Here is a 12,444-nt window from a genome sequence, read left to right as displayed (position 1 = left end):
GTCTAAGCATTTAAGGAGCTCAGATCCTAAAGGCCCGTGCTCCTAAAAGTCCGTGCTCCTAGAGATCCAAGCTACTAAAGGCCCGCGCTCCTAAAGATCTAGGCACCTAAAGAACTGCTCTTAGTAGTTAGCGTTATTTAAACGACACCACGTTTAATGCTTTTGTGTCGGCGTTGCCGTTTAGTGTTTCTTTGTATAGCGCGATAATGTTGTCAGTCCCTACATGGGTTTGCTCGAAAAAAGTGTTGTCGACCTTTTGCGCAAACCTCTGCCACGCCGAGGCGTATTTCTTGAGAAACACATCGTGTCCCCATTCTTTTTGGCGCAGCTTTACTCTGGAAGGTGCAAAGAAAATTTCTGCATCAAGTAATTTAGGGTTGGGTTTTTCTTGGGCTTCCCAGTCGGTTGCGCCAATGAGTGAAATCTTACTCAACTTATCGCCAATAGCGTGAGTAATGTTGTTAATCAAGGTGCCGTTAGCTGCAAAGTCTAGAAGCCAAAAAGTATCGGTTTTATCGAGTTTTTCCAGTTCGTTGTAGCTAACAACATCATCATAGCAGCCGGTGGCTTTCACCATTTCTACATTAGATGGCGAGGTAAGCCCGATCACTTTATAGGTTGCGCTTCGTTGTTCTTTTTGATCTTTTAGCAGTTGTGCAGTGCCCAGCGCTGTTTTGCTCGATGCACTTGAAAGTAGTAACGACTCGCCTTCAGAGAGCTCTGCCACGTAATCGTCTAGCACGAAAGACGTCATATACAGGGGGCGAAAGTTAAGCTGCCACGCTTCACGGTTTGCATCGTAACCAGGGTCGGCGCTGCAGCGAAGATATTGGTCGTATACTGGGCTAATACTTTTGCGGTTCTCGTGCACATCAGAGAAGCCATGAGCTGCTACTTTGCCTGCCTTAATAACCCAGTGACTGGCCATAGGTAAATAGCCAAATACCTTTTCACCTTCTTGAATATCAGGGTGGCGAGACACTTTTACCGTTGCAAAACCCCACACCGGGACGATGCCATAACCTTCTTCAGCAGGAAAAAAGCCCCAGTAGCCCATTTTAAAACCCAGCGCAGCATAGGTAATGTTGTTTGCTGAAAACCCAAAATTGTCTGTTTCCAGAATTAGCTCATCATCGCCAAGTTCTTCGGCATTAAGCGACACCTCAACCACTTTGGTTTCGTTGAGGTGGTCTTGGTTTAGCCATATTTGAGTAGAAGATATGACAGAAGAAACGATAGGGTTTGAATGTGCTGATGTCATGAAAATTATCCTAAAGACCCGATTTAGGTAATACCATGACGCAGTTGAAATTGTATTGCTACTTGTCATTGTTAATATATTGTTATAGAAAATGTATATGCACGCTTTGGTGTGCATCAATCTTTAAAATAACAGTAGGAATTATTCAAAATGAATGAAGGGAAAATGGCCGTCGCTATTAATACCTGTGAATAACTGCTGTAGCCTTATAGCCGGACGAAGAGATCTATTCCTCGTCTGAATTCAACCAATCCATTTGATGCCCTGCGCGGCGCTTTTTGTTTAAAATATCTTCAAGCAATGGAGACAGAATAAGTTCCATGGCAAGGCCCATTTTACCACCTGGAACAACAAGGGTATTAATACGGGACATAAAGGCACCGTCTATCATTTTAAGCAGGTAAGGATAGTCTACGTTTTTCATTTCCCGTCTAAACCGCACTACTACAAAACTTTCGTCTTGAGTGGGTATTTCCCTGGCGCTAAATGGGTTTGATGTATCTACCGTAGGCACCCGCTGAAAATTCACATGAGTGCGAGAAAACTGAGGGGTAATATAATGAAAGTAATCGTCTAGCCCGCGCACTATGCTGCTCATTACGGCTTCTCGTGAGTGTCCTCGGTCTGTGGTGTCGCGAACAATTTTTTGGATCCACTCTAAATTTACAATAGGTACCATGCCTACCAGCAAGTCGACATGTTTCGCCACATCATTTTCGTCAGTTTTCACGCCACCGTGAAGGCCTTCGTAAAACAGCAAGTCAGTATTTGCTGGTAAATCTTGCCATGGAGTAAACGTCCCAGGCATTTGATTAAATGGTACGGCTTCATCGAAGGTGTGCAGGTATTGTCTAAATTGTCCGGTGCCCGAACTTCCGTATTCTCTGAACACAGACTCCAACAGTTCAAAGTCATTCGCTTTGGGCCCAAAATAGCTGATATGTCGACCTTGTTCCTGTGCCTTACGAATTTCTACTTCCATTTCAGGTCGAGTGAAGCGGTGAAAGCTATCGCCGCCTACCACCGCAGCGTTCACATTTAAATTTCTAAAAATGTGGCGTATGGCGTTGGTCGTGGTTGTTGTTCCCGCACCAGATGAACCTGTTATAGCAATAATAGGGTGTTTGACAGACATAGGATTTCTTGTTGGAAATGACAGTGACTAGTTATAAGCCGATGTGCGATAAGAATCAAGGGTACTGCAAGGCAGCTATTTGACTTTTTCGTGAGTATACCGCACCTTAATGCGCTGTCATTTGACGACACATTTCTACAGGGACCTTGGTTATGTTGCTATTATTAGGTGTGCTTTTCGCTTTATTGATATGCATTGGCGCGCTTTTGTCGTATTCACAGCAAAGTCAAATTACAGCCCTTTCAAATGACATCAAGGCACTTAAGAAGCAACTGGCAACCCAGGATTCTAGTGGGTTAAAACACTCTAACTCTCAAGCTCGCATCGATAATGCTGGCGATAAGCACAGTAGCGAAAATAAGCATCCCTCCTTTGAACAGCCAAATGGCTCTGAACAGCAAGTAGCGTTAGATACAGAAGACGTTGAGAGCGAAAAAAGGAGCAGAGTGCCGCTTCTTCAGCGTTTCCTTTCAGATGAATCAAGTCTGATGACGTCTATAAAGCGTCACGGTTTATTGTGGCTTGGCGGTGTAGTTCTTGCTGTGGGAGGCGTATTCCTTGCTGTTTATTCGGTTGAGGCTGGATTGTTATCGGCTGAAATACGTGTGCTAATAGGTGCGGCGTTTGGTATTGCCTTGGTGGCTGGCGCCGAATATCTCGCCAGGCACCGAGAAAAATTCAGTATTTACTCTCCCACTATTTGTGCAGCTTTGGCCAGTGGAGGTGTAATAACTTGTTACGCAATAATTCTTGTCGCCTATGATTTCTATCAGTTTATAGCACCTGTAGTCGCTTTTTTGTTGATGGCGGTAGTTGCTTTCGGCGCTATCTCACTAGCACTAAGATACGGTCCTCTGTTGGCGTCGATTGGCATTGTGGGAGCATATGCAATTCCTGCTTTAATAAAAACAGACGCTGACAGCATTGTCACCTTACTAGTGTTTATTTCTCTTGTGTCGCTCTCGGGCGTATGGATTTCTCAGAAAGTGTCGCAGATGTGGCTATGGCGTCTCAGCGTTTTGGGCCATTTTGCTTGGGCGTTTATGGCGCTGACCTATTCCGATAAGGCCGATATTTTGATTTGGCTTGGGTTTACCGTTTTTTCTATTTATTTATTCTGTTTCACGCACACACTAGGTTGGTCGCTGAGGGATAAATTTAATGAGTCCTTATCTCTTAAAGAACTAGTAAAACCTTCACGGGAAATGGTGGGGGTGTTGTTATCTTTTATTTTATTGCATGCCTATTTAGTGTTTTATGCAGAAGATATGCACATTTGGTTGAGCGCTGCCGTTTTAGGAGCATTATTGCTGCTGCCATCTTATCGACACAGCATATTTGATAGCTGGCCGTTTCTTTTGCTTATTGCTACGGTGGGTCATGTGGTGATGCTAGAAGATATGTTTATCATCGAGGCTATTACAGGGCGCGCCTCTGGAAACGCGGGACGCATTACTGATATCAACACAGTATTTTCAGGTGTTTATCTGTATGTGCAAATTGCAGCACTTGCTATAACATCTTATGTCGCGCTTATGGCGCACAAAACGCAGCGTCCAGCGTTTTGGATTTACATTGTCGCTTTTCCTATCACCTTATTCGGTGTGAGCTATGCCCTCACAGCCACATTCGCCCAGCAACTTGTGTACAGTGTTTGGGCCTTTGAGCTGGCGCTTTTAGCCATTTTGAGTACATGGGTGATATTCAAGTCGCAAAAACTAGCGCAGCTTACTTACGCAGTGCTCGCCAATGCCTGTCTTACGTTGTGTTTAACTATGTTGTTAGATGCCGCAGTGCTGTCGTTCGCGCTAGCATTGCAAGTGGCTAGCATCAGCGTATTGAGTCTTCGCTATAAAGTCAGCTTGCCAGATTGGCTTTATAAAGTGCTGCTAGCCATTGTTATGGTGCGTATTACAGTGGCTCCTTGGCTTGCAGACTACGCTTACGAGTCTATATTAGGCGTGCACTGGACTGCCGTTATCTATCCTTTCATTTTCTTATCATTACTTATTGCTAGGAAGTACAACCCTTCAGATAGCCTAAAGATATGGTTGGAAGGGGCATTACTTCATCTAATTGCACTGTTTATCACTACAGAACCAGGCTATTACTTAACAGGCACTTACCCCAGTGTTTTTTCAGCTACCTATCAAGAGAGTGTACTGTTGGCACTTGGTTGGGTCGCGCTTTCTGGTGCATATTATTACCGAGCATATATTGCCAGTACCATGACAGTGTTATACCGCAATGCCGCCCTCGTTCTGCTTATCGGTGCAGGTATTATCCACACAGATATAAGTATCAAGCACAACCCTTTTATATACGCGCAGCCTACCGGAGATGGTGCCGTTTTTAACTGGTTGCTGCTTCAGTGGTTACTGCCTGCCGCACTAATAGGTTGCATACTTTCTAGCGTGCTGCAGCGTAGAGTTTTAGGTTCGTTAAATGCACTATCTTCATTAATGAGTCAACAGCTTCGTATTGGCTTAGGTGCCATTGCAGGTGGTTTTGCATTTCTCTATGTAAACAGTGTAATTCGCGGCGCTTTTCATCAGGCCAGCATTATTTTAGATACTGGATTCACTCAACCTGAGCTTTACACCTACTCTATCTGTTGGCTTGTTATCGCAACCACCACCATATTTATAGGGCAAATAAAGCAGCGTGTTTTAGCAGTAAAGCTTGGCTTCGGTTTATTAGCTGTGGTGATCTTAAAAGCGTTTGTTATTGATATGGCAAATCTCGAAGGGTTATATCGTGCGCTTTCCTTTATCGGACTAGGTTTAAGCTTGGTTGGCATTGGTTGGCTGTTCCAAAAGCTGCGTGGCGACGCTGAATTGTCTGGCGCATGAGTTTTTATTTTCTTATTATATTTTAGTGGTTTAGCAATGCGACACAGGGGTGTCGTATGACAAAAACAGATGATTTACTGTCCTGTCGCATTAGTGCCGTTTCACTTACTCGCTATTTCCGATGAAATGCGCTGGCATTGAAGCAAAGGAGAACAATCATGCAATCAAATGAAGTTATAAAACAATCGCAAGTATCAAGAAGAGAACATATGAGTCAAGTATCGCTAAACAATGGGTATTGGTTTTATTTCGACCACGAGGGTAATGATATCTCTATGTGGGGCTCGGTGTTTAGCGGTAAGGAAAAAGTGTCTTTCAATAACGAAGTGGTATCGTCGTTTAGAAATTTAAGCAGCACGAAAAGTGAGCATGCGTTTACTAAAAATGGTCATGAGTACCTCGTAAAAACACACATGACTCATGTTTTACGTGGTGAATTAAAGGTCACTCTGTTTTGTGACGGGAAAGAAGTGGCCAGCGAAACATTATCGCAATTGGAAAAAGGAAATTTACTAAAATCCTTTTTCAGTATGGATAAGCTTTTATTCGTAGGGTTAATTGTGGGCTTTCTTTGCGGTTATTTAGGCTTTATGAGTTTCTCCGGATAGTATTATGACGCAAATAACAATGAGGCAGGGGCTCTGGTGTCACTTGCAACACGAAGGCCACGATATAGCGGTACACTGCAGTTTATGGTCGGGGAAAGAGGTTGTGTATGTGGACGATCACCCTGTATCAGAACATCGCAACTTGTTTCGATTTACAGGTCGACACGCGCTTAGGCTAAACGATCAAGATTATACTCTCGAAGTGGAAGTGGAGAACCCTTTCACTTACCGTACAGAGGTGCGCCTTAAAAAAGGTGCACGCACTGTAAAGCGAGAGTCTACCTCTATGCTGTCTCGCAACAATTCGCTATTTAAAAACATCGCGGTCATTGCCGGTATAGCCGCTTTGGGGGCGGTGTTTGGTTATTTTGCAGTTATGCTATTTGCAGGGTGAAATAACAAATGGAAGTTAGAGGCGATATTGTAAAAGAGATGCGCATAGAGCGAGCGTGGACCCAAGCGCAGCTTGCAGAGTTATGTGACGTAAATTTACGCACCATTCAGCGAGTGGAAAACAAAGGGAATGCATCGCTGGAGACCATCATGGCCTTATGTGTAGCCTTTGATGTTAAGCGTCAAGTTTTATTTAAAGTGCCGGAAATAGCAGAAGTAGAGCCAGCACGACAAAACCCAGTAAAAGCGTACTTATTCATTTTTATCTGTGGTCTTGTGGTTGGTGGTGGAGCCAGTACAACGATTTTAGCGCTGCTCTAAAGTCGCTTGGTGTTAACACTATTAAGTGGATTTGTGTGATTACCAAGGGGTTATGTCGGTTTAATCACCGAGCGATTTTGTTATTAACGTGTTTATATTGATGTTTTCGTCGCTATTTTCTCAGCGTCTTATTTATAGCTTTCACCCATTGCTTCCAACTCATTGCAGTATACCTAGTGTGTCTGTAGCATTTATGAGAAATGGGAGACTAGCCGGGACCATGCAAAGTGGCGTTAAAGATTTAACTACTAAATTGGTTGTTAATGAAATCACGGTGTTCCAAGCGGATAGTATCGCTAAACCCGCATTTGCAGCGTTATTGATGAAATATCGCGAAGATAACTCGTTAGATCTAGGTGCAGATTTTAATACCTTACTCACCAGATGGAAATTGCCTGAACACGAGCGGACGGGGCAAGACGTTGTTTCATTACGCAGATTATTAGTACTACAGTACATGGCTTTCCGGTTACGCGGCTGGCGAAACAGTACCTACCTTGACGGCGATGTCATAAACACAAAAATTGCCTATCAAAACATTGGCGTCGCGGATGCACCACTGGTATCCACCGTCGAAGATCTTACCCTGTTAATTCGGGCAATTGCATCTAATAACTCACCGATATCGGAATCGATTCGTAGCCTTATGATAGGCGACGATAACTTAACCAGTCTTGGCGATGGAGCGTTTTACGGTATGGGGATGATGAAAGACACGTTGACAGGTATGCCAATATATCACCACGGGGGTGACGAGCCGGGTTACAGCAGTACTAATATCTACATCCCTCATAACGATACCAGTATTTCACTATTTATTAACTGTGGTGTAGCACAGGGTTGTATTCAAAGACAGAGCGAGCTTGTCGACACCGTATTGAGCAATGAATTATAGCTAGGCACATGCCTCGTCATTTTCACTAGCTTAACGCTCACTATTGTGATGGAAACGCGTCAAACTGCGGCAATGAATCTGTTATTTCATACCAAGCCGCTTTTGACGCTACATGCATGTGCGCCTGGGGCAGAAGCGACGGACTTGTGTTTAAAGCGCCATATCTGACATGAACCATATTCAACGAAGGCTTTTCTCCGAATAGCGTAGAACCACACGCCCCGCAAAAGCAAGAGATAGTATCTTTACTTCTGTGAAAGCGTTTTACGTGTTGGTCACCTTTTATGATCGTAAAATACTCGCGAGGTACACCACCAACTGCAGTACCCGTTGCACCAGAGGATTTTCTGCATAGCGAGCAATGGCAGTAACCAGCATAAACAAACCGATCTTCAACACCAAAGGTTATTTCGCCACAAACGCAAGAGCCTACCAAAGTAGTCATTATTATTTCCTTAAATGGATTGCAATAAAGCCAGAAATTTATCCGCACCTTTATGGTCTAAGTTCTTTAATAACACTTCAGACCTTGCGTTCAACGTTGTGGTAGCGTTATTAAAAAGTACCTCGCCTGCAGGCGTAATTTTTACCAAGCTCACACGCGCATCTCTTTCGTTCACATCTTTGGCAACAAGACCAATCTTTTCCATCGGCAAAAGTATCCGGGTTATTCCCGATGCCGTTCTGGCTAAGGACTCAGCAATATCTATTCGTCGCAGTGCATGGTTTGAAGCGGCCATAAGGCTATGCAATACCATGTATTCCGTTAACCCAACGCCATGAACTGCAGATAAACTGTTATCCAGATGTTTAGAGATTATGGCTGAGTTCAGCCAAAGACTTTTCGAAATAGCGCCATATTTCTCTTCATTTTTCATTTCATAATACTCAATATATACTTGAGTGGTGAAGTATATGTAAATAAAAAATATTGTCAACCTGATTATTTTAGGCGATGACACATCTCTTTTCGGTATATCTATCAAGGTATTAAAACGTTTAACGGAGCGTTCTTTTACCTGCGCTTTACCTCTTGCCCTGTAATTTTATATCACCCTAATAACTACTAAGGTATTAAATATGAAACGAGTGACTGCGATTGTTCCGTTATTACTTTTGTCTCAATTAACTTTTGCTGAGTCATTATCGTACGATTTTGTTCAGGTAGGGTTTGTTGAAAACCAAATGGCTGGTTTAGAAGCGTTTGAGCAAATTGGCCCCGAAATACAAGCCAGTATCACTTTCTTTGACAGCTTCTTTGTCAAGGGGCGTTATCGTGAATTAGATGATTCAATCACAGGAGATAACGGTCTTGAACATACGCTTGATGAGAGCAACTGGCAGTATGGCGTTGGTTATATATTTGAAGTAAACCAAAATACGAAAATTGATGCGTCTGTGAATGTGGGGCGCTTTGCCATTGACTTGAATAATGGTGTAGAGCGTCAACGTGGAGACAGTAACCATCACAGTTTTGCATCAAATATTCGATACATGCTAACTGACAATATTGAATTCTCAGGCGGTCTGGAGTGGCAATTTTGGGAAGGCAGTCTTGAACAAAAGGCATACCGACTTGGCGCTATTTACCACTATAACAACTTCTCATTGGGTGCTGACTATATTAAATACTCTGATTTTGAGGCTTGCAGCATTTTCGCCCGTTATGCGTTTTAAATCTCTGCTGTAGTGCTAAACGAAAACATAAACGATCAGGTCGTGATTGCTTTTCTTATTCAGATGCTGGTGCTTTGCCTCACCAGCATCTGGCTTTTATTCTATGCACTAACGACAAAATTCATACAAGGCATCAACGTCTGAACTGCATCATGAAACAACTATTAAACAGCATTTTTTTAAAGACTTCGCGTCCCAGAGGCTTCTTTGCGTATGGTTTGCTACTTCTATGCGCCCCTGCTTATCATCTGCTCGAAAAGGTATCCAATGATGCTGGCGGTCCAGCTAGCCGTTATCTCCCACTTTCAGTAGGGCTAATATTGATAGTTGGTCATTATTTATATATCAGGCGGAAACCGCTTAAATGTGGCCTAGCGTGGCGTATTTTTTTGTACATGTATTGGCTCAGTGTATCGCTGCTTATGCTATTTATCGTTTACTTCGTTTTTACTGGCGGCCTAAAGACAGTATTTCCAGCAATTGCGGGCATAGTTTGGACTGTAATTACTATTCCTAGTGCGATTGCAATTGCTCGATACATTAATCAATATAAATGATTAACTTATGTTTATATTTTTGTTTGAAGCTTTTTCAATAATCACGCTACACATTTGAAATAAACTTGCACGAACACAAAAGACGGAACGGTTATCAAAATTGTACGCGTTTAAACCGCAAAAAAATTCATTTCATTTCGTACTCGGGGCATGCGGCGCACTGGGCTGCGCATTGTGCTACCTCGTCGGCTTTATCATGATTTTTTGGATTGAGCCGGGTGTGCAGCTGCACGCGGAAAAGAAACTCAATTATGTTTTGCAAAATGGTCTTGTTTTTCAGACATGGTATTTTTTTGTCTTTTTAGGCTTTAGCCTTTTCTTTTTACTGCTACTTCGAGCCATTAAGCAATGGATTGGGCCTGATGAGTCACTGGGCTATTACCTCACGAACATGTTTGGCTTTATTTGGAGTAGCTATATATTTGTTTGCGGGCTTATTTCCATTCTTACCATTCAATACGTTCTATCTCTTTCTCCTGACCAACAACGCGGTGTGTGGATGATTATTTTCTTGATGCAAAGTGGGCTTGGCGATGGCGCTGAATGGGTGGGCGGTATTTGGTTAACTACGATCAGCTGGCACTTGTTGAGTATTGGTAAAGGGCCGAAAATAATAAGTATTTTGGGGTTAATAAGTGGCTTTTCAGGCTGTTTTACCCTAATACCAGGTTTCGCCTTTGCAGGCGTAATATTCGGTCTTAGCCAGCTTGTTTGGTTTATCCTTATTGCCAAACATCTGTTGCTATTATCATCACTTCACGATAGAAGTTTTGGGCTCACAGTCACTCGATAGATGGCCCCGTCTAATTGCATGGCTAATTTCCAACCCATGACGTCTGCCATCCGCGACACCAAATACTGACCGTGACCCAGCCCTTGATAGTTTTCATTCATACGTGTTGAAACTGCGTTTTCAAATACTATTTGGTTCTGCTCTTGGTATATCGACATCCCTTCTCCACCGCCATGATAAAAGCCATTGTTTACAAGGTTTTGAAACAAGAGCGTCATCAAATTTGAATTACCGATAACAGTTAAATTGTCCGATACATTCAGCGTAATAGTAAACTGACTTTCGTGATGCTCATGATGAAACGCAAGCAACACTCTTTCGAAAATTGGTATCGCTTTAACAGCAGAAAATACCAGGTTTTCTCTTCGAGCAAGCGCCAACAGAACTTCTATCGTATTTTGCAATGTGGTTGTCGATTGTTCGAGCAAAAGACGATCCTCTTTGGGTAACGCTTTGTCTTGCGAGGTCAGTGACAATATGTTCTTGATAATTGCTATAGGGGTGCGTAGTTCGTGGCTGATATCACTCGCAAAGTCATGCTCTCTGCGCCACGCTACTTGTAAGTCACCATACGTATGTTCAAATGCTTTTGCCAGCTCACCAATTTCATCTTTTCTCGTTGACTCATTGATGCTAATCGGATTCTCAGGTGTATGCGAAGAAACGGATATTGCCAGCCGTCTCAGTGGCAATGATAATGTTGACGCGAGGAACCAGGTAGCAAGTATCGCCAAGATAATGACACCGACTGAAATACTGGAAAGAAAAACACTAAAGACTTCCGAGGTTATTGCTAGCGGCGACACTGCGGTAGACGCTATCGATAACCAGTACGCTTGCCCGTTATGTTTGAATGGCACGGCGTATCCACTTTCGCCGTTTTGGGTATATCTAAATAGCGTTTCGTCTATCGCTGATATGTTGAATTTTTTTTCACCTTCGTTATTGCTGGGTTCAACACTGAATGGTGGCGTAATCAGTTCACCCATGCTTTGTATATCTAAGCTATTGCTTACGAGTTTACTGCGTTCCAAATCTAAAACGTAACCCGCTACAAGATCTTCTGTTACGTCTACGAAAAGAAATGTAAGACGTGAGTAAAAAAGGTTTATAACGATTACAAGTGCGCCAAAACCGAAGAAAAGCTGCCCTCGTATGCCTTTAAACATTGTCTTCTAAACCTTCGAGTTTGTAACCTACGTTGCTGATTGTGGTTAATAATGGTTTATTACAAACCTGCTCTAGCGACTTTCTCACATTATACATATGAGCTTTAAGTGCATTACTCTCAGGCGGTTCGCCCTCCCAAACGGCACTTATTAAGTCACTCCTAGCCACAGGATAAGGATAAGCGGCAACTAACGTATGCAGTATCTTAAACCCAATTTTTGTCGTTTTTACGGGCTTACCGCTGAATAAAACACTCATCGCACGCAGATCAAGCTCGACATTGCCCTTTTTAAGCGTTACAGCACTGTGCAGCTGCGGCCGCCTCGACAGTGCCTCGCATCGCATTGCAAGCTCTCTAAGATCACAGGGTTTGGTGAGATAATCATCGGTACCCTGCTGAAAGCCTTTTGCTTTATCTTCAAAAGCATCTCTTGCGGTTAGCATCAAAATGGGCGTAATTTTCTTTTGCTTTTGTTTGATCCTTTGGCAAACGTGCAACCCGTCACAGTCAGGTAGATTTAAATCTAAAATGATAACATCGTATTGATTCGATTCGGCCAGAGCGATACCCTGCTGCCCTCTGTCAGCATAATCAATACTCCATCCCACGCCTTCTAGAAATCGACAGATCTGCTTTGCTAACGCGAAATTATCTTCTATAAGCAAAATAGACAATATTTTACGAGTCATCTTCCCCCCTTTGCTTATTGTTAACGTAATACATTCTTAACTAAAACGGGCAAAAAAGAGGGTGAAACAAGACATAGCCACAAAAATATAAT

The 12,444-nt window shown here is 42.9% G+C and carries 13 protein-coding genes; 7 read left to right on the top strand and 6 right to left on the bottom strand.

Going from position 1 to position 12,444, the window contains the following annotated elements:
- Positions 1-133 precede the first annotated feature (133 nt).
- Positions 134-1,261: a DUF2855 family protein gene (locus GTW09_RS07065; RefSeq protein ID WP_163111187.1), complete on the bottom strand. Its 1,128-nt coding sequence runs from the start codon at positions 1,259-1,261 to the stop codon at positions 134-136.
- 226 nt (positions 1,262-1,487) lie between these two features.
- On the bottom strand, positions 1,488-2,396 hold the full coding sequence (locus GTW09_RS07060) for a phosphoribulokinase (protein WP_071980954.1): 909 nt from the start codon (positions 2,394-2,396) through the stop codon (positions 1,488-1,490).
- A 152-nt stretch (positions 2,397-2,548) separates the two neighbouring features.
- Between GTW09_RS07060 and GTW09_RS07055 the strand changes: the two genes are divergently transcribed.
- The 5 genes from GTW09_RS07055 (at position 2,549) to GTW09_RS17555 (ending at position 7,465) form a co-directional block, all read left to right on the top strand.
- Complete coding sequence (locus GTW09_RS07055) at positions 2,549-5,248, top strand: DUF2339 domain-containing protein (RefSeq protein WP_163111186.1); 2,700 nt, start codon at positions 2,549-2,551, stop codon at positions 5,246-5,248.
- Between the two features lie 158 nt (positions 5,249-5,406).
- Positions 5,407-5,856: a hypothetical protein gene (locus GTW09_RS07050; protein ID WP_163111184.1), complete on the top strand. Its 450-nt coding sequence runs from the start codon at positions 5,407-5,409 to the stop codon at positions 5,854-5,856.
- A 4-nt stretch (positions 5,857-5,860) separates the two neighbouring features.
- Positions 5,861-6,250 carry an immunoglobulin domain-containing protein gene (locus tag GTW09_RS07045; protein WP_163111182.1) on the top strand — a complete coding sequence of 130 codons (390 nt, stop codon included), beginning with the start codon at positions 5,861-5,863 and terminating at the stop codon, positions 6,248-6,250.
- 8 nt (positions 6,251-6,258) lie between these two features.
- Positions 6,259-6,570 (top strand): helix-turn-helix transcriptional regulator, encoded by a 312-nt coding sequence (locus GTW09_RS07040; protein WP_163106000.1) that lies wholly within the window; start codon positions 6,259-6,261, stop codon positions 6,568-6,570.
- 193 nt (positions 6,571-6,763) lie between these two features.
- A complete protein-coding gene (locus GTW09_RS17555) occupies positions 6,764-7,465 on the top strand; it encodes a beta-lactamase family protein (RefSeq protein WP_239059306.1) in 702 nt (233 codons plus the stop codon).
- 40 nt (positions 7,466-7,505) lie between these two features.
- On the opposite strand, the gene GTW09_RS07025 is transcribed toward GTW09_RS17555, so the two are convergent.
- Together GTW09_RS07025 and GTW09_RS07020 are read right to left on the bottom strand one after the other, a co-directional pair.
- Entirely contained in the window at positions 7,506-7,910 is a 405-nt protein-coding gene (locus GTW09_RS07025; RefSeq protein ID WP_163111180.1) for a GFA family protein, read from the bottom strand.
- 10 nt (positions 7,911-7,920) lie between these two features.
- Positions 7,921-8,343 carry a MarR family winged helix-turn-helix transcriptional regulator gene (locus GTW09_RS07020; RefSeq protein ID WP_163111178.1) on the bottom strand — a complete coding sequence of 141 codons (423 nt, stop codon included), beginning with the start codon at positions 8,341-8,343 and terminating at the stop codon, positions 7,921-7,923.
- 202 nt (positions 8,344-8,545) lie between these two features.
- Between GTW09_RS07020 and GTW09_RS07015 the strand changes: the two genes are divergently transcribed.
- Positions 8,546-9,142 carry a hypothetical protein gene (locus GTW09_RS07015; RefSeq protein WP_163111176.1) on the top strand — a complete coding sequence of 199 codons (597 nt, stop codon included), beginning with the start codon at positions 8,546-8,548 and terminating at the stop codon, positions 9,140-9,142.
- 753 nt (positions 9,143-9,895) lie between these two features.
- On the top strand, positions 9,896-10,492 hold the full coding sequence (locus GTW09_RS07010; RefSeq protein ID WP_163111174.1) for a hypothetical protein: 597 nt from the start codon (positions 9,896-9,898) through the stop codon (positions 10,490-10,492).
- Here the strand turns inward: GTW09_RS07010 and GTW09_RS07005 are convergent.
- Both GTW09_RS07005 and GTW09_RS07000 read right to left on the bottom strand, forming a co-directional pair.
- On the bottom strand, positions 10,456-11,661 hold the full coding sequence (locus tag GTW09_RS07005; protein WP_163111171.1) for a sensor histidine kinase: 1,206 nt from the start codon (positions 11,659-11,661) through the stop codon (positions 10,456-10,458). The genes GTW09_RS07010 and GTW09_RS07005 overlap by 37 nt on opposite strands.
- On the bottom strand, positions 11,654-12,352 hold the full coding sequence (locus GTW09_RS07000; RefSeq protein ID WP_163111168.1) for a response regulator transcription factor: 699 nt from the start codon (positions 12,350-12,352) through the stop codon (positions 11,654-11,656). Before GTW09_RS07000 ends, GTW09_RS07005 begins: the two co-directional genes overlap by 8 nt.
- Positions 12,353-12,444 lie beyond the last annotated feature (92 nt).

This window comes from Alteromonas hispanica, from assembly GCF_010500915.1.
GTDB lineage: Bacteria > Pseudomonadota > Gammaproteobacteria > Enterobacterales > Alteromonadaceae > Alteromonas > Alteromonas hispanica.
Note: the sequence above shows the minus strand (reverse complement) of the source record. Positions and strands in the feature narration are given on the sequence as shown.

Bases quoted from the DNA above. Each gene is read 5' to 3' on its own strand.
- GTW09_RS07010 (WP_163111174.1), top strand. From the start codon at position 9,896: ATGATTTTTTGGATTGAGCCGGGTGTGCAGCTGCACGCGGAAAAGAAA.
- GTW09_RS07050 (WP_163111184.1), top strand. From the start codon at position 5,407: ATGCAATCAAATGAAGTTATAAAACAATCGCAAGTATCAAGAAGAGAA.
- GTW09_RS07060 (WP_071980954.1), bottom strand. From the start codon at position 2,396: ATGTCTGTCAAACACCCTATTATTGCTATAACAGGTTCATCTGGTGCG.
- GTW09_RS07065 (WP_163111187.1), bottom strand. From the start codon at position 1,261: ATGACATCAGCACATTCAAACCCTATCGTTTCTTCTGTCATATCTTCT.
- GTW09_RS07000 (WP_163111168.1), bottom strand. From the start codon at position 12,352: ATGACTCGTAAAATATTGTCTATTTTGCTTATAGAAGATAATTTCGCG.
- GTW09_RS07005 (WP_163111171.1), bottom strand. From the start codon at position 11,661: ATGTTTAAAGGCATACGAGGGCAGCTTTTCTTCGGTTTTGGCGCACTT.
- GTW09_RS07040 (WP_163106000.1), top strand. From the start codon at position 6,259: ATGGAAGTTAGAGGCGATATTGTAAAAGAGATGCGCATAGAGCGAGCG.
- GTW09_RS07025 (WP_163111180.1), bottom strand. From the start codon at position 7,910: ATGACTACTTTGGTAGGCTCTTGCGTTTGTGGCGAAATAACCTTTGGT.
- GTW09_RS07020 (WP_163111178.1), bottom strand. From the start codon at position 8,343: ATGAAAAATGAAGAGAAATATGGCGCTATTTCGAAAAGTCTTTGGCTG.
- GTW09_RS07055 (WP_163111186.1), top strand. From the start codon at position 2,549: ATGTTGCTATTATTAGGTGTGCTTTTCGCTTTATTGATATGCATTGGC.
- GTW09_RS07015 (WP_163111176.1), top strand. From the start codon at position 8,546: ATGAAACGAGTGACTGCGATTGTTCCGTTATTACTTTTGTCTCAATTA.
- GTW09_RS07045 (WP_163111182.1), top strand. From the start codon at position 5,861: ATGACGCAAATAACAATGAGGCAGGGGCTCTGGTGTCACTTGCAACAC.
- GTW09_RS17555 (WP_239059306.1), top strand. From the start codon at position 6,764: ATGAGAAATGGGAGACTAGCCGGGACCATGCAAAGTGGCGTTAAAGAT.